26 protein-coding genes, 1 tRNA gene and 1 pseudogene are annotated in these 25703 nt (G+C 63.7%); 9 read left to right on the plus strand and 19 right to left on the minus strand.

Going from position 1 to position 25703, the window contains the following annotated elements:
- Positions 1 to 6: 6 nt before the first annotated feature.
- The 8 genes from urtE to YY7_RS0123290 form a co-directional block, all read right to left on the minus strand.
- On the minus strand, positions 7 to 702 hold the full coding sequence (gene urtE / locus YY7_RS0123255) for an urea ABC transporter ATP-binding subunit UrtE (protein WP_028165344.1): 696 nt from the start codon (positions 700 to 702) through the stop codon (positions 7 to 9).
- Entirely contained in the window at positions 702 to 1451 is a 750-nt protein-coding gene (urtD, locus tag YY7_RS0123260; RefSeq protein ID WP_028165345.1) for an urea ABC transporter ATP-binding protein UrtD, read from the minus strand. Before urtD ends, urtE begins: the two co-directional genes overlap by 1 nt.
- Before the next feature lie 3 nt (positions 1452 to 1454).
- A complete protein-coding gene (gene urtC / locus YY7_RS0123265; protein ID WP_028165346.1) occupies positions 1455 to 2603 on the minus strand; it encodes an urea ABC transporter permease subunit UrtC in 1149 nt (382 codons plus the stop codon).
- 2 nt (positions 2604 to 2605) lie between these two features.
- Complete coding sequence (gene urtB / locus YY7_RS0123270; protein ID WP_028165347.1) at positions 2606 to 3499, minus strand: urea ABC transporter permease subunit UrtB; 894 nt, start codon at positions 3497 to 3499, stop codon at positions 2606 to 2608.
- Between the two features lie 58 nt (positions 3500 to 3557).
- Complete coding sequence (locus YY7_RS0123275) at positions 3558 to 4814, minus strand: ABC transporter substrate-binding protein (protein ID WP_028165348.1); 1257 nt, start codon at positions 4812 to 4814, stop codon at positions 3558 to 3560.
- Positions 4815 to 5068: 254 nt separating this feature from the next.
- Positions 5069 to 5677 (minus strand): ANTAR domain-containing response regulator, encoded by a 609-nt coding sequence (locus tag YY7_RS0123280; RefSeq protein WP_028165349.1) that lies wholly within the window; start codon positions 5675 to 5677, stop codon positions 5069 to 5071.
- A gap of 24 nt (positions 5678 to 5701) precedes the next feature.
- Positions 5702 to 6865 (minus strand): transporter substrate-binding domain-containing protein, encoded by a 1164-nt coding sequence (locus YY7_RS0123285; protein WP_028165350.1) that lies wholly within the window; start codon positions 6863 to 6865, stop codon positions 5702 to 5704.
- A gap of 141 nt (positions 6866 to 7006) precedes the next feature.
- Positions 7007 to 7519, minus strand: coding sequence for an integrase core domain-containing protein (locus YY7_RS0123290; RefSeq protein ID WP_028165351.1), 513 nt, complete (start codon positions 7517 to 7519; stop codon positions 7007 to 7009).
- A 511-nt stretch (positions 7520 to 8030) separates the two neighbouring features.
- On the opposite strand from YY7_RS0123290, the pseudogene YY7_RS52495 reads away from it, so the two are divergent.
- Positions 8031 to 8846 (plus strand): annotated as a pseudogene (locus YY7_RS52495) (integrase core domain-containing protein); the annotation flags it as partial.
- Between the two features lie 311 nt (positions 8847 to 9157).
- Here YY7_RS52495 and YY7_RS0123300 read toward each other — a convergent pair.
- The 4 genes from YY7_RS0123300 to mnmA all read right to left on the minus strand — a co-directional run bounded on the left by YY7_RS0123300 (position 9158) and on the right by mnmA (position 11635).
- Positions 9158 to 9234 (minus strand) — tRNA-Met (locus YY7_RS0123300).
- 157 nt (positions 9235 to 9391) lie between these two features.
- Positions 9392 to 9751, minus strand: coding sequence for a hypothetical protein (locus tag YY7_RS0123305; RefSeq protein ID WP_028165352.1), 360 nt, complete (start codon positions 9749 to 9751; stop codon positions 9392 to 9394).
- 47 nt (positions 9752 to 9798) lie between these two features.
- Positions 9799 to 10437, minus strand: a complete 639-nt coding sequence (locus tag YY7_RS0123310; protein ID WP_028165353.1) for a class I SAM-dependent methyltransferase — start codon at positions 10435 to 10437, stop codon at positions 9799 to 9801.
- Between the two features lie 19 nt (positions 10438 to 10456).
- Complete coding sequence (gene mnmA, locus YY7_RS0123315; protein WP_028165354.1) at positions 10457 to 11635, minus strand: tRNA 2-thiouridine(34) synthase MnmA; 1179 nt, start codon at positions 11633 to 11635, stop codon at positions 10457 to 10459.
- Between the two features lie 384 nt (positions 11636 to 12019).
- On the opposite strand from mnmA, the gene YY7_RS60535 reads away from it, so the two are divergent.
- Together YY7_RS60535 and YY7_RS0123325 are read left to right on the plus strand one after the other, a co-directional pair.
- Complete coding sequence (locus YY7_RS60535; protein WP_028165355.1) at positions 12020 to 13576, plus strand: flagellar hook-length control protein FliK; 1557 nt, start codon at positions 12020 to 12022, stop codon at positions 13574 to 13576.
- Between the two features lie 112 nt (positions 13577 to 13688).
- On the plus strand, positions 13689 to 14438 hold the full coding sequence (locus tag YY7_RS0123325) for a flagellar hook assembly protein FlgD (RefSeq protein WP_028165356.1): 750 nt from the start codon (positions 13689 to 13691) through the stop codon (positions 14436 to 14438).
- 100 nt (positions 14439 to 14538) lie between these two features.
- Here YY7_RS0123325 and YY7_RS0123330 read toward each other — a convergent pair whose 3' ends face one another.
- The gene (locus YY7_RS0123330) at positions 14539 to 15024 is read right to left on the minus strand and encodes a DUF1772 domain-containing protein (protein ID WP_028165357.1); all 486 of its coding nucleotides are present in this window, start codon (positions 15022 to 15024) and stop codon (positions 14539 to 14541) included.
- 219 nt (positions 15025 to 15243) lie between these two features.
- Between YY7_RS0123330 and YY7_RS0123335 the strand changes: the two genes are divergently transcribed.
- The 6 genes from YY7_RS0123335 to flbD all read left to right on the plus strand — a co-directional run bounded on the left by YY7_RS0123335 (position 15244) and on the right by flbD (position 20842).
- Positions 15244 to 15519, plus strand: a complete 276-nt coding sequence (locus YY7_RS0123335) for a DUF1153 domain-containing protein (RefSeq protein ID WP_002714638.1) — start codon at positions 15244 to 15246, stop codon at positions 15517 to 15519.
- 173 nt (positions 15520 to 15692) lie between these two features.
- Entirely contained in the window at positions 15693 to 17324 is a 1632-nt protein-coding gene (fliF, locus tag YY7_RS0123340; protein WP_028165358.1) for a flagellar basal-body MS-ring/collar protein FliF, read from the plus strand.
- 1 nt (position 17325) lies between these two features.
- Positions 17326 to 18411 (plus strand): flagellar motor switch protein FliG, encoded by a 1086-nt coding sequence (gene fliG / locus YY7_RS0123345; RefSeq protein ID WP_028165359.1) that lies wholly within the window; start codon positions 17326 to 17328, stop codon positions 18409 to 18411.
- The gene (locus YY7_RS0123350) at positions 18411 to 19034 is read left to right on the plus strand and encodes a FliH/SctL family protein (protein WP_028165360.1); all 624 of its coding nucleotides are present in this window, start codon (positions 18411 to 18413) and stop codon (positions 19032 to 19034) included. Before fliG ends, YY7_RS0123350 begins: the two co-directional genes overlap by 1 nt.
- A gap of 22 nt (positions 19035 to 19056) precedes the next feature.
- Positions 19057 to 19407 carry a flagellar motor switch protein FliN gene (gene fliN, locus YY7_RS0123355; protein WP_028165361.1) on the plus strand — a complete coding sequence of 117 codons (351 nt, stop codon included), beginning with the start codon at positions 19057 to 19059 and terminating at the stop codon, positions 19405 to 19407.
- 49 nt (positions 19408 to 19456) lie between these two features.
- Entirely contained in the window at positions 19457 to 20842 is a 1386-nt protein-coding gene (flbD, locus tag YY7_RS0123360; protein WP_028165362.1) for a sigma-54-dependent transcriptional regulator FlbD, read from the plus strand.
- 104 nt (positions 20843 to 20946) lie between these two features.
- Here the strand turns inward: flbD and YY7_RS60540 are convergent, their stop codons facing one another.
- From YY7_RS60540 to YY7_RS0123390, 6 genes are all read right to left on the minus strand, one after another.
- Positions 20947 to 21111, minus strand: a complete 165-nt coding sequence (locus YY7_RS60540; protein ID WP_155255288.1) for a hypothetical protein — start codon at positions 21109 to 21111, stop codon at positions 20947 to 20949.
- A gap of 196 nt (positions 21112 to 21307) precedes the next feature.
- The gene (locus YY7_RS0123370; protein WP_028165364.1) at positions 21308 to 21889 is read right to left on the minus strand and encodes a flavin reductase family protein; all 582 of its coding nucleotides are present in this window, start codon (positions 21887 to 21889) and stop codon (positions 21308 to 21310) included.
- Between the two features lie 7 nt (positions 21890 to 21896).
- Complete coding sequence (locus YY7_RS0123375; protein WP_028165365.1) at positions 21897 to 22745, minus strand: ATP-binding cassette domain-containing protein; 849 nt, start codon at positions 22743 to 22745, stop codon at positions 21897 to 21899.
- A gap of 15 nt (positions 22746 to 22760) precedes the next feature.
- Positions 22761 to 23567: an ABC transporter permease subunit gene (locus tag YY7_RS0123380; RefSeq protein WP_028165366.1), complete on the minus strand. Its 807-nt coding sequence runs from the start codon at positions 23565 to 23567 to the stop codon at positions 22761 to 22763.
- Positions 23564 to 24730, minus strand: a complete 1167-nt coding sequence (gene ssuD / locus YY7_RS0123385; RefSeq protein WP_028165367.1) for an FMNH2-dependent alkanesulfonate monooxygenase — start codon at positions 24728 to 24730, stop codon at positions 23564 to 23566. Before ssuD ends, YY7_RS0123380 begins: the two co-directional genes overlap by 4 nt.
- Complete coding sequence (locus tag YY7_RS0123390; RefSeq protein ID WP_028165368.1) at positions 24727 to 25680, minus strand: sulfonate ABC transporter substrate-binding protein; 954 nt, start codon at positions 25678 to 25680, stop codon at positions 24727 to 24729. The genes ssuD and YY7_RS0123390 overlap by 4 nt, the downstream gene beginning before the upstream one ends.
- Positions 25681 to 25703: the final 23 nt, after the last annotated feature.

A 25703-nucleotide genomic window follows, 5' to 3' on the forward strand; every position in this document is an offset into this window, starting at 1 on the left:
CTCCGTTCACACCGCCATGTGGCGGTGAACCAGCGCGTCGCTGAGTTCGCCTATCTTGCCCGATGCCACCACGCGCCCCTTCTCCATCATGGCGAAGCAATGCGCGGCGCGGCGGACGAACGATACGTTTTGCTCGACCAGGATGACGGTGAGTCCGACGTCCCGGTTAAGGCGGATGATGACGTTCTCGATCTCCTCGACGATCGACGGCTGGATGCCTTCGTTGGGCTCGTCCAACAGGATGATCTTCGGATCGGCGGCGAGCGCCCGCGCGATCGCGAGCTGTTGCTGCTGGCCGCCGGACAGCACGCCGCCATTGCGGTCGAGATTGTCGATCAGATACGGGAACAGCTCGGCTACGAGCGGCGGGATCTCCCGCTTGCCGTCGCTCCGCGCAAACGAGCCCATCAGGATGTTCTCACGGATCGAGAAATCCGGGATGATCTCGCGGCCCTGGGGAACATAGGCGATGCCTGCCCGCGCGCGCTGAAACGTCGGCTTCGCGCCAAGATCATCGCCATCGAGGCTGATCTCGCCACCCATCCGGTCAGTGAGGCCCATCAGCGTCTTCAACAGCGTGGTCTTGCCGGTGCCGTTGCGGCCCATCACGGCGGTCACCTCGCCGTCGGGTACGTCCAGGCAGACATCATGCAGGATATGGCTGCGGTCATAGAAGCTGTCGACATGGGCAAAGGCGAGCATCACGAAATCCCCTTCGATCCCAGATAGGCTTCGCGCACCTTCGGATTGTTCTCGATCTGCTCGACATTTCCTTCCGCCAGCACCTGGCCGAGATGCAGCACAGTGATACGCTCGGCGATCTCGCGCACAAAGGCCATGTCGTGCTCGACCACGATGATGGTGTGGCGGCCCTTGAGGTTGTTGACGATCTCCGAGGTCTTGTGGGTCTCGGCCTGCGTCATGCCGGCGGTCGGCTCGTCCAGCAGGATGATCTTGGGGTTCTGCGTGATCAGGAGGCCGAGCTCGAGCCATTGGGTCTGGCCGTGGCTGAGATAGGCGGCAATACGGTCCTGTTCCTCGGTGAGACCGATCAGCTCCAGCACCTCATCCACATTGCGTTCCGCATCAGTGCCGAAGCCGAAGCGCAGATTGGCGAACACGCCGGGCTTCTTGCAGCTCGCCACTTCGAGATTGCGACGAACTGTGAGTTCCTTGAACACACTCGGGATCTGAAATTTGCGCCCGATGCCGGCGCGCGCGATCTTGTGCTCTTCCCAGTTGGTAATGTCGGTATCGTGCAGATAGACGCGGCCATCGGTCGACTTGGTCTTGCCGGAGATCAAATCCATCAGCGTGGTCTTACCGGCGCCGTTGGCGCCCAGCAGCACGCGCAACTCGCCGTCATCGACGGTCATGGTCACGCCGTTGACGGCCTTGAAGCCTTCGAAATCCACGCTCAAGCCGTCGATGGTGAGTGCCGATTGCGCCATCGCCTACTCCGCCAATTGTGACGATGTTTCGCTCACCGGCAGCGCCTGCGGCGAAGCCGTAGGCTTGCGCGCCAGCAAGCGATCGATGAAATCATGCGCGAGCCCGGCAAGGCCGCGCGGCAGATAGAGCACCACCAGCACGAAGATCAGGCCGATGATCGCCTTCCAGGCCTCGGCAAAGCCTTCGGTCTCGCTGACAGTGGCCGAGATCGTGTTGATCAGGATCGCGCCGATGCAGGCCCCCAGGATCGAAGCGCGCCCGCCGACGGCGGCCCACACCACCATGGTGATGGAGAAGGTGAGGTCCATGAAGGTCGGGGAAGCAAACTCTGACACGATCACGTAAAGCATGCCGGCAAAACCCGCGATCGCCGCCGAGACCGCGAAGAAAAAGGTCTGGTAGGCCGGCACGTCGAAGCCGAGATAGCGCGCCCGATTCTGGTCGTCGCGCACCGCCTGCAAGATCAGGCCGGAACGCGTGTCGATCAGGAGCCGCGTGCCGACAAGGACGAGGCTGAGCGAAACCGCGACGAGGTAATAGGTCGGGACGATGTAGGGGTCGAATTCGAGGCCCGCGACATTGAACCAGCCGAGATCGGTGAGCCCGTTGAAGCCGTTGGTGACGGGCTGCGAGTCGATCACCACCAGCCGCACCAGGAGTACCAGCGCCAGCGTGATGATGGAGACGAATACGCCGGAGATGCGCTTGCGGAACACGATAGTGCCGAGGATGGTGGCGAGCAGCACCGGCAGGATCAGTCCCATGGCAACACCGAACCACTGGCTCTGGAACGGCAGCCAGAGGAACGAGGCCTTGTTGATACAGCAGAGCTCGGTCGGCGCGCCCGGCTCGGCGTTCCACAGCATGAAATCCGGCACCGGCTTGTCGGAGCCCTGCTGCAGGCTGGTCGTGCTCGCGAGCTTCAGCGACATCGCCAGCATGTAGGCGCCGGCGCCGAAGAACAGGCCCTGGCCGAGATTGAGAATGCCGGCATAGCCCCAGGACAGAGCCACGGCGACACCGAGCATGCCGTACACGAGATATTTCGCCACCCGATTCAGCCAGAACGCATCCATGACCAGCGGCAGGAGCATCACCAGCACCACGAACGCGGCATAGATCGCCCAGTCGATCTTGCGTTTCATCGGCATCGCTAGCGCCCCTTCAGGGCGAACAGCCCTTTCGGCTTGAGCACGATGATGGCGATGACGACGCCGAACACGACCGCACGCGCCAGGATGTCGTTAGTGGCTGCCGCCACCAGCCCGTTGATCTCGCCGAGGATGCCTGCCGACAACACCGAGCCGAGCAGGCTGCCGACGCCGCCCATGACAACGACAAGGAAGCCGTCGACCACCATCGACGTGCCCATATCGGGAAATACCGTCTTGAAGCCGGACATCATCACACCGGCGACGCCGGCGAGACCAGACCCGAAAGCAAAGGTCAGAGCGTTGATGCGGGTGACGTCGATGCCGCAGGCCGCGGCCATCCTCGGATTGCGGATGATGGCGCGCACCTGTGTGCCCATCGACGTCCGATAGATGATGAACCAGGTCACGAGCGCGAGGATCGCGGTCACCAGGATGATGAAGGTGCGGTAGCGGTTGATGTCGGCGCCGAGGATGGAGAACGTGCCCTGCAGGAACGGCGGCACTGCGACGTTCTGTAGGCCCGGTCCGAGGCCCTGGAGGTGGATGCCGAGAAACGACAGGCCGAATTCCAGCCGCACCGCCTGCTGGATCAGAATGGCGATGCCCCAGGTCGCAAGCAGCGTGTCGAGCAGGCGGCCGTAGAGCCGCCTCACCACCACGCGCTCGATCAAGAGCCCGAGCAGCGCGGTGACGATGAAGGCGAGCGGTATCGCGACAAAGATATTGGTGCCGAGCCAGATGCCCGAGAGCACCGTGACATAGGCGCCGACCATCACCATCTCGCCATGGGCCATGTTGATCACGCCCATCGCGCCATAGGTGATCGCAAGGCCAAGGGCGACCAGGAGCAGGATCGACCCGAGACTGAGACCGATAAAGAGAACTTCAAGCATGCCACCGCCCCACCCTCCACCGCGCGCGAGCAAGCGCGGCGGAGGCTGTATGCCTCGATCAGGTTTTCAGCTTGGCCGTGTCGAGCCCCTTGCCTGTGCAGAACAGGTTGGTCGGGGTCTCGCCATAGGCGACATAGGGCAACGGTACGACCGGCTCCTTATAGGCGTCGATGATCTTGCCCTGCCCGTCCGGGAGCCATTGCGCGATGCGCGGCGTGAGGTAGGTGTGCAGGTTCTCGGGATCGATCTTCACGTGGCCGTTCGGCGCATCGAACTCCTGTCCCTTCACCGCCTCGCGGATCGCGGTTGGCGTGATCTCAGCGGCTTTCTCGGCCGCCTGCTTCCACAGGAACACCTGAAAATAGGAAGATTCCAGCGCATGGTGCGTCACCGCCTTCGGATCCTTCACGAAGGCGCGGTAGCGCTCGACGAAGGCCTTGTTGCGATCGGTGTCGATCGCCTGGAAGTACGGGAACGAAGTGTAGCTACCGACCGCATATTCCGCGCCCATTGCCGCGATCTCGATCTCGGAAGTAACGGTGGCGCAGATCGGCAGCTTGTCGTGGGTCAAGCCCTGGTTCTTGTATTCGCGGTAGAAGGCGACCACGGAGTCGCCGACCACGTTGGACAGCACAACGTCGCAGCCCGAGCTCTTGATTTTGTTGACCATCGAGCCCCATTCGGAATGGCCGAGCTCGAGATATTCGTCGGCGATCCATTCGCCGCCGTTCTTCTCGATCAGGATCTTAGAGACCTTCGCCATCTCGCGCGGATAGATGTAGTTTGATCCGACGATAAAGAACTTCTTCTTGCCGAGCGTCTTGATGATCCAGGGGATGAAATTCGAAAGCTGCTGGTTTGGAACGGCGCCGGTATAGATGACGTTCTTGGAGCATTCGAATCCTTCGTAATAGGTCGGATAGAAGTAGAGATTGTTGCGCTTCTCGAACACCGGCAGCACCGCCTTGCGGCTCGCCGACGTGTAGGAACCGAACACGGTCGGCACCTTGTCCTGGATCACGAGCTTCGAAGCCTTTTCGTTGTAGGTCTTCGGATCGGATGCGCCGTCCTCGGCGATCGCCACGACCTTCATCCCTTTGACGCCGCCGGCGGCATTGATCTCGCTGATGGCCATCATCGTGGCGTCATGCAGCGACTTCTCGATAATCGAAAGACCTCCGGTCAGAGAGAACAACACGCCGACCTTGACCTCGCCCGCCGCACGCGCGCCGGTCTGAAAGACCCATGGCGACGTGATCACCGTGCCGCTTGCGAGCAATCCATTCCTCAGAAACCTGCGTCTGTCGATCGCCATACCTACACTCCCCATGTGTCGAGGCACACCAAGCCGTTCGCGCCGAAGCACGTTGTTTCGAAGCCAGAAAAATCCCAGATCAGGCCGCTCCCCGAAAACGCTAACGCGTCGGCGGCGAGTCTCGACCCCACAAAGCAAAAAAGCCCGACAGATCCTCGCGGATCTTTCGGGCTTACCTAGCCTGAGCTGAACCAGCAGCATCGATGGTCCAGCAAAAGTCGCGAGAAGGATTTCCTCTCGCGACGCCTCAAAAGCTAATCACCTTTCACGCGGTATTGCAACAGCTCGTTTGCGTGAATGATCGCGGCCGCCATGTCGTCCATCGACAAGCGCTTCGCCATCGCTTGTTTGCGGATCGTTTCGTATGCTTCCGCTTCGTTCAATCCCTGACCGTCCATCAGAATGACCTTCGCCTTCTGGATGCGCTGGATGCCGGCGAGCTTGCGCTCGAGTTTGCGCACGCGTTTGTCGGCCTCGCGCCGCTCGAGCCAGAGGCTGCGCGCGATCGTCAGGTTGGTGAGCAGACCGAACGGCCTGATCGGCCGCTCGATCACTGCGACCGCGCCGGCTTCGAGCACAAGCTGCAGCGTGGACGGATCCTCGTAGCTGACAACGGCGATCAGCGTCGGCCGGTGGTTTGCATCCGACTTCAACAGCTGCTGGATCTCCTCGCGTACGTCGTGCTCGATCGCGAGCAGCACGATGTCGGCACCCTCGGCCCAGCTGTCCGGCACCGGCCACTGAGTCTCGACCATGCACCCGATGCGGCGCAGATGCTCGACTAACCTCGTGCGCTCGGTGTCAGCCGGATGCACGACGTGAACCCGCAACCCGCGCAAGTCCCGAAGAATTTGGATGGCCACGTCCAGTTCTCCGTTACGGGGTGCTCATGAGTGGAGCAACGGCAGCTCGACCGACCAATCGTCGAGGCTCTGGACGACACAATAGGGATCGGGCTTCACCCGCACGCCGGGATTCCAGACCGTCTGGAAACGGCCGTGACGGTCGAGCCGGGCGATCCGCGGCCACAGGAAGGTGTGATTGTTCTCCGGATCGACCCTGACGCGGCCCTGCGGGGCATCGAATTCTGCGTCGCGCAAGTTTCCGAGCACCTGTTCGGGATCGTCGGAGCCGCATTTCGCCACCGCACGAAACGCCAGATGAAGCTGGAAATAGGCGGCCTCGGCGCAGGCGGTGACGGGAGCATCAGCACCGTACTTCTCCTTGAAGCTGGTGACGAAGCGCTTTGCCGCCGGCGAGGAAAGCGTCTCGAAAAAGGGAGCAGCGGTGATGTGGCCTTCGGCGGCTTCGGCACCCATTTCCGCAACCTCCGCTTCGCTGGTGCTCAGGCTCGCGATCGGCATGCGCGCCGGATCCAGGCCGGCCGCGCGATAGGCACGATAAAGCACGGATGTGCCGCTGCCCACCACAGTGGAGAAGATGACGTCGGGCGAAGTCTTCTTGATGCGGCTGATGACCTTGTCAAAATCTTTCGGATCCGGGCGCAGGGGCACATAGATCTCGTCCAGCACCTTGCCTTTGCTCTGCACCACGAAGTCCGCCATCACGCGGTTCGACTCATAGGGATAGATGTAGTTCGAGCCGACGAACAGAAACCTGTTGCCATAGGCGGACAGGAGGAACTTGGCGAGCTGCAGTGAATTCTGGTTCGGCGCCGCGCCGGTGTAGATGCAATGGCGCGAGTACTCGAAACCCTCATAGAGGGTCGGATAGAACAGGAGACCACGGTGCGCTTCTACCACGGGCAGAACCTGCTTGCGCGTGCTCGACATGTAGCAGCCAAACACGAGCCTGATCCGATCGACCTGAAACAACCGCTCCGCGAAAGCCCGAAATTTCTTGGGATCGGAAGCAGGATCGTACAACACGGGCTCGATCGGCCGTCCCAGAACTCCTCCTTTCCCGTTGATTTCCTCGATCGCGAGCAAGGTGGCATTCAGCTGCGTCCGCTCGATCGTCGATGTGACGCCTGTCTGCGAAAACAGCACGCCGACGCGCCATGCACCGACACTATTCTCCATCAAATCCATAGTGAGGCAAACTACTCCACGCTCTGGGCGACTCCGTTGTCCAAGGAACGCAGCTTATTACCGATTTATTCGAATTGGAAAGCGATTGATTCGGCAGAAAATGCCTATTGCACTGCTTGTGCTACCTGTGCCTACCGCAAATCAAACGCGAGCATATCGGTGATGCAGCCCACCCAGGATCGGACGGCACAGAATGCGTCCTGCTGCCTCGGCGGAACGTGATATCGGCGCGTCCTTGTTCAAGGATAGGTGAGTGCGCGTGCCATTATAGTAATGGGCGTAAGATCTCAGAATGCGGCGCAAATGCACCTCGCCCAGGACAATGATGTGGTCCAGAGATTCCCGCCGAATCGATCCGATCAGCCGTTCGGCGAAGCCATTCTGCCAAGGTGAAGCCGGTGCAATCGGTTTGTCTCGAATGCCCATGGCGCGCAATCGCCGTGTGACGACGGCGCCATAGATCCGATCGCGATCACGGATCATATAACCCGGAGCCCCGTCCCAAGGAAAAACTTCGGTGATCTGGTGTGCGATCCATTCCGCCGTGGGGTTGGTTGTGACGTTGATCCAGATCAGCTCTCGACGGTCAATCCGTACGATCACGAAGCCGTACAGCAGTTTGAAGCCAATGGTCGGGACCACGAACAGATCCATGGCGGCAATGTCCGGAGCGTGGTTTCGCAGAAAGGCCTGCCATCCCTAAAGGCCTGCCATCCCTGATGTAGCGGCCCACGCCGCTTGACCATGTACTTCGCGACACTTGACTGTGCGACTTGAAACCCGAGCTTGAGCAGTTCACCGTGAATACGTGGTGCGCCCCAGAGCGGATTGTCGCCGCTCATCCGCCGGATCTCCGTGTCGATCTTCGGTCGCCCTCCCGATACAGCTGGATAAAGAACCAGCAATCATGGTTCGTGAGCCGGACGCGACCATGCAGCCTACGCCTCAAGACCATCAACTGATGTCGAAGCACCGCGTTCCAGGCTTCAAGCCGCAACTTCGACTTGAATGGCGAGGCCAGGGCGGAAAGAACGAAGCAAAACAGCCCGATCATTCCGCCAGCTTAGGCGATTCCATCACGTCATCAACTCGAATGAGGTTTTCGGTACAAACAGGTCCTCGACCGCCACAGCCTTCGTCAAGCGCGGTGGTGGGCTGCAGCACCGCGCGCGGCACGCCGTTGTCCCAGGGGCTGGCTCCCAACGATCTCTGGTGCGCCGACTTCAAAGGCGAGTTCAAGCTCGGCAATGGCCGCTACTGCTTCCCGTTGACCGTCAGCGATCATGCCGCGCGCTTGCTGCTGATGTGCGAGGCGCTCGACTCGACGCGCGAAGACCCCGCAATTACGGCTTTCGAACGACTGTTCCACGAGCGCGGCTTGCCGCTCGCCATCCGCTCCGACAATGGTGTGCCCTTTGCCAGTCCCAATGCCCTGTTCAACCTCTCCAGGCTCTCGGTGTGGTGGCTCCGGCTCGGTATCGCGATCGAGCGCATCAAACCAGGCCATCCGCAGCAGAACGGCCGGCATGAGCGCATGCACCTCACCCTCAAGAAGGAAGCGACCCGGCCGCCAGGCTTCAATAGCCTGCAGCAGCAGGAACGCTTCGATGCCTTCGTGCACGAGTTCAACACCGAGCGTCCCCACGAGGCACTCGGCATGAAGTGCCCTGCCGAGCTCTATACCGCCTCGGCACGCACCTATGCCGGCCTGCCGGACTTGAGCTATCCCTTTCACGACCGCGACGTCGTTGTCACCGCCTGCGGCCGCCTGTGCCTGCATCGCAAGAAGATCAACATCTCAACCGTCCTGGCCGGCCAAAAGCTCGGCATCAAGGAAATCGATGAGGGAATCTGGCTCGTCAGCTTCATGCACTATGATCTCGGCTATTTCGATCTCGAGCAGAAGACCCTGCAACCTCTCGACAACCCATTCGGCCCGAAGCCCGCAACCGATATCTCAGCCGCGACCGCCATGCCCTGATCGAGACGCGCTCTTGTGCATTCTTGGCATGACAGGCCGCTTGCTTGGCTCCGCCGTCGCGGTCAACCCCCGACGCCCGAAGGGGCGCGGCACGCGCGGGGTTGACGGCGGCAGCGCGAGCCGAGCAAAAATACCCATGCCATGGATGCGTCACGCTGGAACGCAAAAGATCGCATCCGATCGACGTCAACCTGGATAGACTTTGGAGTAAACGACCCTCAAACCCCTCGACAACCCGTTCGGCACGAGGTTGTCACCCATCTCTCAGGTACGTTCTGTTACCTATGTGTCCGGGCTGGACAGGGGAAAGGTGGTAGCGGGGGAGGGACTCGAACCCCCGACCCCAGGATTATGATTCCCGTGCTCTAACCAGCTGAGCTACCCCGCCACGGCAGCGCCGTTGCGGCATGCAGATGCCGCGGCGCGAATGCGCGGCATATAAGGAGTGGGCGGACGGCCTGTCAAGCAAAGCAGGCCGTCGGCCGGCCTTCTGCCAATAAGCCTCCTGCCAACAAGCCGCCAGCCAAGGTGCTGCGAAACGGGGGCTATTTTGGCCGGACGGAGGGATCGCCGCCGGGGCTGCCGGGCGGCGGGATCACCGGAGTATTGCCGCCGTCCGGGGGCGGTGCCCGCATCTCGGGATCCACACCCGCAGGCGGGCACAATACGCCGTCGGAGCGTGACAGTTTTTCGCCGAGCGGCTCGGATCGCTGGCCGGTGGTGGTATCCGGCTTTGCGTTGGGATTCGCCGGCTGTTGCATCGGCGTGCAATTCTCGCCGCGCTGGGGCTGGGGCGGCGCGGTCTGCGCCGGGGGCGTCGTCGGCGCAGGCGGAGCCTGTGCGACCGCCGCACCCGGCACCACCATCAGCACACCGAAAAAGACAAGTGACTGGTTCATCCGCATGCGAAGCAAACGGCCGGCGCGCGCGGAGGTTCCGGCCAAAACCGCATTCACGATTTGCGGAAGCGGATCAGCGAAAAATGCCCCATCGGCGGCATTGGGCGCCGTTCGGCGAGGGTGACGCCGCCATGTTTCCTGGCCCAGTTGGCGAGCCGCGCCCACGGAAATTCCGGCCGCCAGCCGAGCCTTCGGGCAAGCGGCGCGAAAGCCAGCTCGAACAGGCGCCGCGGCCCGCTTTCGGCGCCGATGTGATTGACCAGGATCAACTCGCCGCCCGGCTTCAGCACGCGGATGAAATCATCCAGCGTCGCCTCGGGATCCGGAACCGCCGTGATGACATATTGTGCCACCACCGCGTCGAAGAACGAATCCGGGAACGCGAGGTTCTTGGCGTCCATCACCGCCAGCGCCTCGACATTGGTCAGGCCCAGCGCCCGCACGCGCTGCTGCGCCCGCCGCAGCATCGGCTCGGAAATATCGACACCGCAAAGTCTGGTGCTGCGCGAATAATCCGCCAGCGACAGTCCAGTGCCGACGCCGACATCGAGCACGCGACCACCGATCCGGTCGGCTTCGGCGATCGTCGATTGCCGGCCCTGATCGAACACCTTGCCGAACACGAAATCGTAGATCGGCGCCCAGCGCCCATAGGCCTTTTCGACCCCCTCGCGGTCGATATCCGCCGCCATCCCCTGCCCCGAATTTATGTCAGCGCACGGCCTCGGCGAGAGGCCGCACCATCGCACCCACGTTCCTCGCGGCCGCGCTCTTGATGAATCCGCCGCCGAGCACGCGCGCCTGGCCGGACGGCGCGTCGTAGAACACGCAGGCCTGCCCGGGCGATACGCCCTCTTCGCCGGCGACAAGCTCAACCTCGTAGCCGCGATCGGTCCTACGCAGCCAGGCCGGTTGCGGCGCGCGCGTCGAGCGCACGCGCACGAACAGCTCGATGCCCTCGCCGATGACGCGATCGAGCGCGCCATCGCCGATCCAGTTGACGTCGCGCAAGAGAATGCGATCCATGCGCAGCGCTTCGCGCGGGCCCACCACGACACGGCGGCTCGCCGCATCGAGCCTCACGACATACAGCGGCGCGCCGGTGGCGATCCCCAGCCCCTTGCGCTGGCCCACCGTGAAATGAACGATGCCCTGGTGCTGGCCGATCACCTTGCCGTCGAGATCGACGATGTCGCCGGGCGCGACCGCATTCGGCTTCAGGCGGCTGATGATGTCGGTGTAGCGGCCGGTCGGCACGAAGCAGATGTCCTGGCTGTCCTGCTTGTCGGCGATCTCGAGACCGAAGCGGCGCGCGAGTTCGCGAACCTGCGGCTTGGTCATATCGCCGAGCGGAAAGCGCAAATAGTCGAGCTGCTCGCGCGTGGTCGCGAACAGGAAATAGCTCTGGTCACGATCGGCGTCGGCGGCGCACACCATCGCCCGCGATCCGTCCGCGAGGCGTCGCGAGGCGACATAGTGCCCGGTCGCGAGCACGGCGGCACCGAGCTCGCGCGCAGTCGCGAGCAGATCGCGGAACTTGATGGCGCGGTTGCACTCGATGCATGGCACCGGCGTCTCGCCGAGCGCGTAGCTGTCGGCGAAATTGTCGATCACCGATTCGCGGAAACGACTCTCATAGTCGAGCACGTAATGCGGAATGCCGATCCGCTCGGCGACATTGCGGGCGTCGTGGATGTCCCGGCCGGCGCAGCAGGCGCCCTTGCGGTGGGTCGCGGCGCCGTGGTCGTAAAGCTGCAGCGTGATCCCGACCACATCGTAGCCTTCCGACTTCAAGAGCGCAGCCGTCACCGATGAGTCGACGCCGCCGGACATGGCGACCACAACCCTGGTGTCCTCGGGACGGCCTTCGAGATCGAGACTGTTGCGCATGGAAGAGGTCATCGATTTCTGTCGCGAGCAGCCGTTGCCCCCCGCGACCAGCGTTAAAAGCGGACTTTACCCAGAAGGCTTTGGAGCATCGCCGAAAAAGGCTGATTTGCCTCGTCGGGGCGCAGGAAAAGCCACCCTTTAATATAGGCCGTATCGCCGCGAAGCAATCAGCCGTCCTTGGAAGAGATGTAGACGGCAAATCTTGCCGCCGGGCAAAAAGCGAACCGCCAGGCGATTGTTCCAAATCCCGCACCCTCCTCGTAAACCACTGTAATATATGGATATTTTTTCTCAGACTTGCTGGCCCGCTCCTTGCTGATGGGGAACTGAATTCCATCCCGAGGGTCGGTTGTGGTCAAGGTCGCGCAAGAAGCATTGGCAGGCATGTCGTTTCAGGCCAATTCGCCGAGGTCGGCGCGACCGGATTCCGGCCCCGCGCCCGGAAATGACAGTTTTGCCGCACTGGTCGATAGCAACACGGCGGCCCGCAACGAGCGCCCCGACGACAGTTCCCGTGCGCCGCCTGCATTGGCGCGCCGGAACGATGATCCTGCTCCGGCGGCGGACACGAGGTCGCGCGATGACGGCGCCGGCCCTGACTGCTCTGAGCGGAACGATGTCGGTGCGCGCAACGACGTCGGCTCCAGCACCCGGGCCGACAAAGCCGATCAGCCTGATTCGAAACCCGACACGCCAAAGTCCGATTCGGCAAAGTCGTCGAAGCCGAAGGACGATGTCCCAGCCAAGGACGATGCCAAGAATGGTGGCAAGGATGGTGATGAGTCCAAGCAGGACGACGGCACCGCTGCAACCACGGTGATAACAGCGACGGTTTCCGCAGTCGTCGACAGCCCCGCCAATGCAGCGCCCGCAACACCGCCGGTAGCGGACCCGGCCGCCGCTCCGCTCGCGACGGCAGCCGCGGCCATCGCGGCTGTGGCCTCGGTCGCCGGTACAGCTCCCGCAGCGGCCGACGCGGTCAAGACCGATGCCCAGGCCGAAGCTCAGGCGGACGCCAAAGCCGTAGCCGCCGTTTCCGTCAGCGCGGAGGCAGTTGGCGACACCGCGACCGGCATCGCACTGTCTGCAGCCGCCGCCCCCTCGCCGACGCCGCAGGCAAAGGCCACAGCCCAGTCAAAGCCGACGCTGACCGCGAAGGACGCCATCCCCACGTCCGGCGCACAAGACAGCGCGACAGACTCCACGCCGGCCGAAACACCGACTGGCATTGTCCCGGATATCGCCCCGCCAGAAACAGCCGCCGGCAAGGAGAAAGCCGAGCACGCCTTTGTTGACGCGGTGAAAGCGGACGCCTCAGGCAATTCCGCGCAGACGCCGTCCGCGCACGCGGCAAGCCATGTGGAGTCGGGCGCAGCGAACACCGCGCAAACGCTGGCCGCCGCATCCGACAACGCTGCGCAGGCGGCCGCCATGATCCAGCCGCAGATGCCATCCGCGCCCACAACGCCGGCGGCCAATTCGCAACTGACCGTGACCGCGGCAACAACCCATGGCAATGCGGTGCCGGTCAGCGGCCTCGCACTGGAGATCGCGGCCTCGGCCAAGAGTGGCAAGAGCCGCTTCGAAATCCGGCTCGATCCGCCCGAGCTTGGGCGCATCGATGTGCGCATCCATGTCGACAACCATGGCCAGGTGACGTCGCATCTGACCGTCGAGCGGCCGGAAACGCTACAGATGTTGCGCCAGGACGCCAACCAACTGCAGCGCGCGCTGGACAATGCCGGCCTCTCAACCGGCAATAGCGGACTGCAGTTCAGCCTGCGCGACCAGTCGTCGTCGGGGCAGAACGGCGGCAACCAGTCCAATCCCAATGCGCATCGCCTGATCGTCAGCGAAGAAGACAGCGTGCCGGCGACCGTCGCCGGTCGCAGCTATGGCCGCATGCTCGGCGCGAGCGGCGGCGTCGATATTAGAGTCTAGAGCATGATCCGGAAAAGTGGGAACCGGTTTTCCGAGAAGATCATGCTCAACCAAAGAGATGAGATCATGATCCGATCCAACGTGATCGGATCATGATCTAGAGGAGCTTGCCATGGCAACCGACGTATCCATGCCGTCGCCGGTCGTATCGGCACCCGGGACCGGGACGGCCTCGGGCAATAACACCGCGTCGACCCAGACGAAGGGCATTGCCGACAACTTCCAGACCTTCCTGACGCTGCTGACGACGCAACTGCAGAATCAGAACCCGCTCGATCCGCTCGACACCAACCAGTTCACGGCGCAACTCGTGCAGTTCGCCGGCGTCGAGCAGCAGCTCAAGATGAACGACCAGTTGAGCTCGATCGTCGCCCTGGAGAAGAGCGCGCAGTCGACGCAGGCGCTGATCTATGTCGGCAATACCGTCGCGGTCGACGGCAGCAAGGCCAATTTCAACGGCTCGGCGACCTGGAACATCAATTCGCCGAAGGAGAGCAGCGCCACCATCACGATCACCGATTCGACCGGCCAGACCGCCTATTCCGGCAATTTTTCGCTGAAGACGGGCGGCTCCAGTTTCGTCTGGGACGGCAAGGGCAATGACGGCAGGCAATGGCCGCCGGGCAGCTACACGCTCACCGCAACCGGCAAGGACGCCTCCGGCAACAACGTCGCGATCTCGACCGAAGTCCAGGGCATTGTCGATTCCGTCGACCTGACCGCCACCCCGCCACTGCTCTCGATCGGTGGTCAGACCTATACAACCGACCAGATCAAGCGGGTGATCCGCCCGAGCACTGGCGGCAAGGATTCTGATGCAGGCTCTGGCGATGGCTCCGGCGATGGGTCGGGATCGACCTAGAGCTATTCGGTTCTGATGGAATCAGAACCGAATAGCTCTAAATTCTTTGTTTGACGCGTTTTCTTCGCGCGAACCGGTACCCACTTCGCTCGAAAACGCTCTAATCCGCCGCGATGGCGGCAATGAAAAGCGCAGAGGCCGCCGTGGAGGCGACTGTCCGCACGTGATTCCAGAAGGTCCATTCCTTGAGATACCGCGCCCATAGCGAAGCCGCCTCCGTGCTCGCCGGATCGGCCGCGGCCAGCGCATTGTTGAGCGGCACGTTGAAGATCATCGTCACGACGAACATGCCGACGACGTAGAGCACCCCGCCGGCGAGCATCGCCGCCGCGCCGGGCTCGCCCAGGCGGAAGACCGCAAGGGCGGCGAGGATCGCGCTCACCAGCGTCGTGCCGAGGAAGAGCGGCATGAACGGAGAGCGGACGATGTCGACATTGATGGCATTCATGGCCGCGATGCCGGATGCCCGCTCGATGCGGCCGAGCGCCCTCATCACGAAGGTCGAGAACGCAAAATAGAGCCCGGCAAGCAGGCCACAGCCGATCGCCGCGAACCAGAGCAGGATCGGCACTACAATCTCGCCCACGGGCGACCTCGCTTCCGCTGGGTTGTGATTCGGACCCCACCACGCGCCCGTCGGCTCCGGGCCGGGGCCGCTTTCCCACACTGGGACAGGTGACGGGGCGGAGCCACCCTACCGGCATTTCCAACGATTCGTATTGCAGGATTGCGCTTAGGCAAATTTTAAGCCGACACGCGTAGGTTGGCAGAGTGAGTTCAGTGGTCGAGAGTTTGTGAGTACGCCATGACAGAACCCCATCGCCCGAGGGTGAAATACGTCATCGGGCCCGACGGCAGTCCGCTAACCATTGCCGACTTGCCTGCGCCCGGTACAAAACGGTGGGTCATTCGCCGGAAGGCTGAAGTTGTTGCCGCGGTGCGCGGCGGTCTGCTTTCCCTGGAGGAAGCCTGCAGCCGCTACACGCTGACGGTTGACGAATTCCTTTCCTGGCAATTTTCCATCGATCAGCACGGGCTGGCCGGGCTGCGCACCACCCGGATCCAGCAATATCGACAATAAGCCCTCGAAACCAATCGAATTTGATGAAAACCGGCCTCGCTTTGCGAAGCCGGTTTTTTTCATGTCCTACTTTCTGCCGCGGTTCTTAACCGTCGTTAACCGGATGGAAACCATACCCTAGGCAATAATTGCCCAGTCGGACCCTCGGAGGGCCGAATCCCTGGGGGCGGTTGGTGCAAAGTCTGGTTGCTTTCCTGAAGGGCCTGGGCGCGGCCCGGTTGGCGGCGATGGTGGCGGTCACCGCCGCGCTCATCGGCTTCTTCGCGTTCGTCATCTTGCGCGTTACCACGCCGCAACTGACGACCCTGTTCACCGATTTGAGCGTCGAGGACTCCTCCGCGATCGTCAAGGAGCTCGAGCGGCAGGCGATCCCGTTCGAGCTGCGCAATGACGGCGCCGTCATCATGGTGCCAAAGGACAAGGTCATGCGGCTGCGCATGAAGCTCGCCGAGGGGGGCATGCCCAAGGGCGGCGGCGTCGGCTACGAGATCTTCGACAAGTCGGACGCGCTCGGCACCACGAGCTTCGTCCAGAACATCAACCATTTGCGCGCCCTGGAAGGCGAGCTCGCCCGCACCATCCGCGCCATCGACCGTATCCAGGCCGCGCGCGTGCACCTGGTGCTGCCGGAGCGGCCGCTGTTCTCGCGCGAGACGCCGGAGCCGTCCGCTTCCATCGTGGTGCGGGTGCGCGGCACCCTCGAGCCGCAGCAGATCCGCGCCATCCGCCACGTGGTCGCCTCCGCCGTCAACGGGCTGAAGCCGCAGCGGGTGTCGATCGTCGACGAGGCCGGCCAATTGCTCGCCGACGGTGCCACCAGCGATGCCGATAACGCCGTCGGCGACGAGCGCCGGGCCGCCTTCGAGAAACGGATGCGCAAGCAGGTTGAGGACATCGTGTCCTCCGTGGTCGGCCAGGGTCGCGCCCGCGTCCAGCTCTCGGCCGATTTCGACTACAACAAGATCACCCAGACCTCCGACAAGTTCGACCCCGAAGGGCGCGTGCTGCGCTCGAGCCAGACCCGGGAGGAATCAAGCCTCTCCGCTGACAATAGCGGTCAGGTCACGGTCAACAACGAGCTGCCCGGCAACCAGAATCAGGACAATGCCGCGCGCGCCCGCGACCAGAGCAAGAAGAGCGAGGAGACCAACAATTACGAGATCTCCCGCACCACCAAGACCGAGGTGACCGAAGCCGGCCGCGTCAACCGCATCTCGGTCGCCGTCCTCGTCGACGGCAGCTATGCCAAGAACGAAAAGGGCGAGATGGTCTACCAGGACCGCCCCAAGGAGCAGCTCGACCGCATCGCCGCCCTGGTGCGCTCGGCGATCGGTTTCGACCAGAAGCGCGGCGATCAGGTCGAGGTCGTCAACCTGCGCTTTGCCGAAGCGCCCTCGGTGACCCCGCTCAACGAGCCCACCGGCTTCCTCGGCATGCTGCAGTTCACCAAGGACGACGTGATGTATGTGATCGAGCTCGGCGTGATGATGCTGCTCGGCCTGGTCGTGCTGTTCATGGTGATCCGCCCGCTGGTCAAGCGCATCCTGGCCAACGAGGTCGTACCCGGCCGCGCCGAGGCCTCGGTGCCCGCACTGGCCGACGCCAGCGCGCAGGCCGGCAGCGAAGGCGGACAGGGCCAGGCGCTCCTGACCGGCGGCGGCGCCGCGCACATGATCGACGTCGCCCAGATCCAGGGCCAGGTCCATGCCCAGGCCGTGAACCGCGTGGGCGAACTCGCCGAACGCAATCCGAACGAAACCGTCTCCATTGTTCGCCAATGGCTGACCGAGCCTGCCGAGACCTGAGATGGCCAGCGTCCCGCAAACCGCAAACGCCAACGACATCACGAGCGTCATCTCGACCCTGTCGAGCCGTCAGGGCGACCGTCCGAAGAGCAAGCCGATCTCCGGCCCGAAGCGCGCGGCGATCCTGATGCTGGCGCTCGGCGAGAAATACGGCGGCAAGGTCTGGTCGCTGCTCGACGATGACGAGGTGCGCGAGCTATCGATGGCGATGTCGACGCTTGGCACCGTGGAAGCCGACGTGGTCGAGGACCTCTTGCTCGAATTCGTCTCGCGGATGTCGGCCTCCGGCGCGCTGATGGGCAATTTCGACGCCACCGAGCGGCTGCTGCAGCAATATCTGCCGGCCGACCGCGTCAGCGGCATCATGGACGAGATCCGCGGGCCCGCGGGCCGCAACATGTGGGAGAAGCTCTCCAACGTCCAGGAAGAGGTGCTCGCCAACTACCTCAAGAACGAATATCCGCAGACCATCGCCGTGGTGCTGTCGAAGCTGAAGTCCGAGCACGCCGCGCGTGTGCTGGCGATCCTGCCGGAGGATATCGCGCTCGATGTCGTCGGCCGCATGCTGCGGATGGAGGCGGTGCAGAAGGAAGTGATCGAGCGCGTCGAGCAGACGCTGCGCACCGAATTCATGTCCAACCTGTCGCAGACCCGCCGCCGCGACGCCCATGAGGTGATGGCCGAGATCTTCAACAATTTCGACCGCCAGACCGAAACGCGCTTCATCACCTCGCTGGAAGAGGAAAACCGCGAATCCGCCGAACGCATCAAGGCGCTGATGTTCACCTTCGACGACCTGGTCAAGCTCGATTCCGGCTCGGCCCAGACGTTGATGCGTCATGTCGACAAGGAGAAGCTTGGCATTGCGCTGAAGAGCGCCAATGAGGAGGTCCGCAACTTCTTCCTCGGCAACATGTCCTCGCGCGCCGGCAAGATGCTGATGGATGACATGGCGGCGATGGGACCGGTGCGCCTGCGCGACGTCGACGAGGCGCAGGCGCTGCTCGTCAATCTCGCCAAGGACCTCGCCGCCAAGGGCGAGATCATGCTGACCAAGAACCGTGCCGACGACGAACTGGTGTACTGATGGCCGCGCCCGCAAAATTCCTGTTCGATACCGACTTCTCGGCCCCCACCAAGTCGCGCGAGCGCGCCGCAACCGCCGCCGATATCGCCCAGAAGGTCGCGGAAGCCGAAGCGCGCGCCTATCGCAACGGCTACGATGCCGCCCAGCACGAAGCGAAGGTGGAGAGCGACCGCCGCGCCGCGCTCGCGCTGGAAGAGATCGGGCTTGCGATCAAGACCATCGCGTCGCGCTTTTCCGGCATCGAGGCGCGGATGGAGACCGAAGCCGTCGACGTCGCGGTCTCGGTCGCGCGCAAATTGTGTGGCGAAATGATCGCGCGCGAACCGCTTGGCGAGATCACGGCGCTGGTGTCCGACTGCTTCTCGCATCTGGTCTCGACACCTCACATCGTGGTCCGCATCAATGATGCGCTCTACGAGGGCGCGCGCGAAAAGATCGAGCGGCTGGCCGCGCAGAGCGGCTTTCAGGGTCGCCTCGTGATCCTGGCCGAGCCGACCATTGCGATCGGCGACTGCCGGATCGAATGGGCCGACGGCGGCATCGTGCTGGAACGCGCGGCGATCGACGCCAAGATCAACGAACTTGTCGGACGCTACATGGCGTCCCGTGACCAACGGCCATAAGGATTGAGCCAAAGGATCGACGATGAGTGACACCGACACACATGTCCCGCTCCCCGACCTCAACTCGGCGGACGCGCCAAGGGACGACGATGTGGGCTATAACGAGGACGAACATGCTTCGCGCATCGCCTCCGACCTCGAAGCCGTCTTCGACGTGCCGGTGCAGGTCTCGGCCGTGCTCGGCCGCTCCAAGATGGATGTCGGCCAGCTCCTGAAGCTCGGCCCCGGCACCGTGCTCGAGCTCGACCGCCGGGTCGGCGAGGCCATCGATATCTATGTCAACAACCGCCTGGTGGCGCGGGGCGAAGTGGTGCTGGTCGAGGACAAGCTCGGCGTGACCATGACCGAAATCATCAAGGCAGAGCGTAGCTAGCCTTTAACCGATAGACGCGCGGCGGACGCGCGGAAGATAGGAGACACTCATGCGGCTTCTCATCGTCGGCACCCTCAAGGGCCAGCTCACGACCGCCACCAAGATCGCGATGGACAACGGCGCCTCCGTGACGCACGCGGAAGGCAACGAGCAGGCGATGGCGGTGCTCCGCGGCGGCAAGGGCGCTGACCTGCTGCTGGTCGATGTCGGCCTCGACATTCGCGACCTCGTGATGCGCCTGGAAGCCGAGCACATCCACGTGCCGATCGTCGCCTGCGGTATCTCCAACGATGCCCGCGCCGCGGTGGCGGCGATCCGCGCCGGCGCCAAGGAATACATCCCGCTGCCCCCGGAGCCGGAATTGATCGCCGCCGTACTCGCCGCGGTCGCAAATGATTCCCGCGACCTCGTCTACCGCGACGAAGCCATGGGCCGTGTGATCAAGCTGGCGCAGCAGATCGCGGGCTCGGACGCCTCCGTGATGATCACCGGCGAATCCGGGACCGGCAAGGAAGTGCTGGCGCGCTACGTCCATTCCCGCTCGGCGCGCGCCAAACGGCCGTTCATCTCGATCAATTGCGCCGCGATCCCCGAGCATCTGCTGGAATCCGAATTGTTCGGCCACGAGAAGGGTGCGTTCACCGGCGCGATCGCTCGCCGTATCGGCAAGTTCGAGGAAGCCACCGGCGGCACGCTGTTGCTCGATGAAATCTCGGAAATGGACGTGCGGCTGCAATCGAAATTGCTGCGCGCGATCCAGGAGCGCGTGATCGACCGCGTCGGCGGCACCAAGCCGGTGCCTGTCGACATCCGCATCATCGCGACCTCGAACCGCAATCTCGCAGACGCGGTGCGCGCCGGCACCTTCCGCGAGGACCTCTTGTTCCGCCTCAACGTCGTCAACCTGAAGATCCCGCCGCTGCGCGACCGGCCGGCCGACATCCTGGAGTTGGCGCAGCATTTCGCGAAGAAATACGCCGAGGCCAATGGCGTGTCGGCGCGGCCGCTGTCATCCGAGGCACGGCGGGTGCTGACCACGAACCGCTGGCCGGGCAACGTCCGCGAGCTTGAAAACACCATCCACCGCTCCGTGCTGATGGCGCAGGGCGACGAGATCGGCCCCGATGCCATCGTGACTCCGGACGGCGACCGCCTCGACCTCGCCAAGACCGCGCCCGCGGTCGCTCACGCCACCCTCGCCGCCGAGCAGGTGACGCGCGCGCTGGTCGGCCGCACCGTTGCCGACGTCGAGCGCGATCTGATCCTGGAGACGCTGAAGCACTGCCTCGGCAACCGCACCCATGCCGCCAATATCCTCGGCATTTCGATCCGCACGCTGCGCAACAAGCTGAACGAATATGCCGATGGCGGCCTGCCGATCCCGCCCGCGGGATCGGGTACGGCGGACTATCAGCGCCTGGCGACGGCGGGGTAATCGCCACCACAGTCATTGCGAGCGCAGCGAAGCAATCCATAGCGCCGCCGCACGCGGAGGCATGGATTGCTTCGTCGCTTCGCTCCTCGCAATGACGCGTGGAGCTACGAATAACTCGGCGCGTCCGGCTTGCGGAAGATGTGAATGGGATCACCGGGCGTCAAGTCGCGCCCAGTGAAGGCGACATAGGCATAGAGCGCGAGATAGGCGATCGCAAGCGCACCGATGCCGTAGAAGACCCAGGTTGCAAGACGTTTCATCAAGCCCATGACGCGCTTCGTTCCCTTCCGGCAATAGAAGACTGACGCCTTCTATTGCGCGAGGAGACAAAACGCCACGGCTGGCGTGTCCGTTCCCAGAACAAGTAGCCCCGGGTGAAGCGCAGCGTAACCCGGGGGCCGCCGCCGACCGCCGACGCAAACCCCCGGGTTGCGCGTTCCGCTCCACCCGGGCTACGAGCTGACGTCAGCGCAGATGCACGCCGCGTGTGGGTACGCTGACGTCGGCCAGCTTGGCGGCATCCTCGTCCTGGTCGACGGCGACATAGCGCCCCTGCCAATAGGCGAGCGCTCCCGTGCGCGAGGAGACCTGCAGGTCGAGCACGCGCCCGATGACGATTGCGTGCGAATGACGCTCCACGACGTCCTCGACCTCGCAATCGATCGCCGCCAGCGCGCCGACCAGAAGCGGCACGCCGGAGGCGCGCGTCGTCCATTCGGCGCCAGCAAAGCGCTCGGCGCCTTTCAGCCCGCCCTTGCCGGTGAAGCGCTCGGCGATCTCGACCTGGTCCGAACTCAGGATGTTCACGCCGAAAACGCCGTGACGCTTGACCAGCGGCCAGGACGATGCGGCGCGATTGAGGCTCACGATCAGCGAGGCCGGCTCGACCGACAACGAGGAGACGGAAGTCACCGTCATCCCGGAGATGTCCTTGCCGCGCCCCGCCGTGATGACGCTGACCCCGCCGGTCAGATGGCGCATGGCGCCGCGAAACTCGTCGGAGGTGACCACGGGATCGATCGCGATGTTGCGGACGGCGGAGTTCATGTGGGCCTCACAGATCGTCGGAAGTGTCTTCGGTGCCTTCCAGCAGATTCTTCAGGATCGCGCCCTCGAGCGCCGCGAGTTCGGCCGAGCCGCGCTCGCGCGGGCGCGCGATGTCGACATTGAAATCGTGTGCGATGCGGCCGTTTTCAATGACCAGCACCCGGTCGGCCAGCGCCACCGCTTCCGAGACATCATGCGTCACCAGGATCGCGGTGAAGCCCTGATCGCGCCAGACCCGCTCGAGCAGCCGCTGCATCGAGATCCGGGTCAGCGCATCCAGCGCGCCGAGCGGCTCGTCGAAGGCCAGCACCCGGGGCTGGCTAACCAGCGCGCGGGCCAACGCGACGCGTTGCTTCTGGCCGCCCGAGAGCACCGAAGGCCATTGCCCGCGCTTGTCGCCGAGGCCGACCTCGACCAGTGCCTTCTCGGCGCGCGCCTGCGCATCGGCGGACGATCGCTCGCGCCCGAGGCCGACTTCGACATTCGACAGCACGCGCGCCCATGGCAGGAGCCGCGGCTCCTGGAACATGACGCGGATATCCTCGGCGCGCGCCTGCTCGCCGAAACCGATGCTGCCGGCGGTCGGCTTCTCCAGCCCCGCGATCAGCCGCAGCAATGTGCTCTTGCCGCAGCCACTGCGGCCGACGATCGCGACCGACTGGCCGGCCGGAATGTGCAGGTCGATGCCGCGCAGCACCTCATTGTCGCCGAAGGATTTGCGCAAGCCGCGGATGGTCAGCGACAGCCCGCGCGACGGCATGTCGGGGCTGCGGCGGAACTGACGCGCCTCCTCGGCAAAATCCTCGCGCGCGACAGCCTCGGCCTCGAGCGGACGAAAACGAAGGACTTCCTGCATTTCTTCCTCAGTTCCTTAGTGTTTCTGGAAGGCCGGATGCCAGGACAGCGTCAGCCGCTCCAGCGCACGCGAGGCGCTGTCGGCGAGCTTGCCGAGCAAGGCGTAGATCAGGATCGAGAGCACGACGACGTCGATCAGCATGAATTCGCGTGCCTGCATCGCCATGTAGCCGAGCCCCGAGGACGCCGCGATGGTCTCGGCCACGATCAAGGTCAGCCACATGATGCCGAGCGCGAAGCGAAGACCGACGAAGATCGACGGCAGCGCGCCCGGGAAGATCACGCGACGGAACAATTCGCCGTCGGTCATGCCATAGATGCGGCCCATCTCGATCAGTTGCGGATCGACTGTGCGGATGCCGTGCAGCGTGTTGAGATAGATCGGGAAGAACACGCCGAGCGCCACCAGGAACAGTTTTGCCGACTCGTCGATCCCGAACCACAGGATGACCAGCGGGATCAGCGCCAGATGCGGGATGTTGCGCACCATCTGCAGCGTGGTGTCGGTCAGTTTCGCCGAGAGTTGCGACAGGCCGTTGGCGAGGCCGAAAGCAAAGCCGATGGCGCCGCCGATCAGGAAGCCAATGCTGGCGCGCCAAAAGCTGACCCAGATGTTGCGGATCAACTCACCCGACAACAAGAGCTTCCATCCGGCCAGCGCGACGTCGGTCGGCGCCGGCAGCACGCGCGCGGGCACAAAGCCGGTCACGCAGGCGAGCTGCCAGATGACGATGATGGCGAGCGGCACGATCCAGGGGATCAGGCCGTCAGCCCGCGGCAATTTGGGCGCGCGGACGCGCGGGAGGCTGTCGATGAGGCTCATGATTCCGATACCTGCTTTTGCGGCCGATACTCGTTGCCGATGGTCTCGCCGAACGGTCCGGTGTTGACGCGGATCGGCGTCACGTTGCCGCCATGCTCAAGCGACAGCAGCGGGAACACCAGTTCGGCGAAGCGGTAGGCCTCTTCGAGGTGCGGGTAGCCCGACATGATGAAGGTATCGATGCCGAGGTCCTGATACTGCTTGATCCGCGCAGCCACCGTCTGGGCGTCGCCGACCAGCGCAGTGCCCGCGCCGCCGCGCACGAGGCCAACGCCCGCCCACAGGTTCGGGCTGATCTCGAGCTTGTCGCGGCGACCGCCATGCAATTGCGCCATGCGCTGCTGGCCGACCGAGTCCATGCGCGAGAAGATTTTTTGCGCCGCCGCCACCGTGTCGTCGGTGACGTATTGGATTAATTCGTCGGCGGCCTTCCAGGCTTCCGCATTGGTCTCGCGCACGATCACGTGCAGGCGGATGCCGAAGGAGACCTTGCGGCCGCGGTTATCGGCAACCGCCTTCACGCGCGCGATCTTGTCGGCCACCTGCGCCGGCGGCTCGCCCCAGGTCAGGTACTTGTCGACGGTGTCGACCGCAACGTCGATGCCGGCGTCCGACGAGCCACCGAAATAGAGCGGCGGCCGCGGCGACTGGATCGGCTGGAACAACAGCCGGCCATCCTCGATGCGGATGTGCTTGCCCTCGACATTGACGGTCTTGCCGGCGAGCAGGTCGTTGTAGACGTTGAGGAACTCGCGCGTCACCTCGTAGCGCTCGTCATGCGCCAGGAAGATGCCGTCGCCCTTGTTCTCGACGGGGTCGCCGCCGGTGACGACGTTGATCAAGAGCCGTCCGTTCGACAGCCGGTCCAGCGTCGCGGTCATGCGTGCGGCGACGGCTGGCGACTGCAGGCCGGGCCGCACCGCCACCAGGTAACGCAGCCGCTCGGTCTGCGGCGCGACGGCGGAGGCGACCACCCAGGAGTCCTCGCAGCTTCGTCCCGTCGGCAGCAGCACGCCGTAATAGCCGAGTTGGTCGGCCGCCTGCGCGATCTGGCGCAGATAGTTGAAGTTCACCTCGCGTCCGCCGATAGAGGTGCCGAGATAACGGCCATCGCCATGGGTCGGCAGGAACCAGAGGATGTTGGCGTTGGGTTGCTTAGTCACGATCCGGGCCTCCGCGCGACGTCTGAAATCTTGATGGGTTTCGGCAACAGGCCGAGGGCAAAGAACGTGTCCGCCACCTGCTGCTGGTCGGCGATCACGGAATCGGTGAGCGGCTTGATGCCGTAGGACTGGCGCTTCAACGCCACCTCGACCACCGGCACCGAAAGGCCGATCGACGGCGCGAGTTGCTCGGCGACCGCGTGGATGTCGCCCTTGGCCCAGTCATCGACCTCGCTCAATTGCGCGAGCACGAGATCGACGATCTTCGCATCGCTCTCCAGGAACTTCTTCGAGGAGAAATAGAACTGGTAGTTCGAGACGATGCCGGTGCCGTCGGCCAGCGTGCGCGCGCCGGTCGCAGCTTCCGCCGCGGCCTGGAACGGATCCCAGATCACCCAGGCATCGACCGAGCCGCGCTCGAAGGCGGCGCGCGCATCGGCGGGCGCGAGAAACACCGGCTCAATCTCGGAATATTTGACGCCGGCTTTCTCCAGGGCCTTTACCAGGAGATAATGGACGTTGGAGCCCTTGTTCAGCGCGACCTTCTTGCCCTTGAGATCGGCAACCGACTTCAGCGGGCTGTCCTTCGGCACAAGGATCGCTTCGCCTTTCGGCGCCGGCGCCTCATAGGCGACATATTGGATGGGCGCGCCAGCGGCCTGCGCGAAGATCGGCGGCGCTTCACCGGTGTTGCCGAAATCGATCGCGCCGACATTGAGCGCCTCGAGCAGCGGCGGTCCGGAGGGGAATTCGGTCCACACCACCTTGTAGCCGACCGCCTTCAGCTTCTCCTCGAGCGTGCCCTTGCTCTTGAGCAGAACCAGCTTGCCGTATTTCTGGAAGCCGATGCGGACGGTTTTCTCCTGCCCGTAGGACGCGCTGACGGCGGCGGCGACAATGCTGACTGAAAGCACCGCGCTGGTGATCCAGCGTTGAATGATACGTCGCATGATGACCTCTGCGTGGAAATGAA

It is taken from the genome of Bradyrhizobium elkanii WSM2783 (assembly GCF_000472865.1).
Lineage (GTDB): Bacteria > Pseudomonadota > Alphaproteobacteria > Rhizobiales > Xanthobacteraceae > Bradyrhizobium > Bradyrhizobium elkanii_A.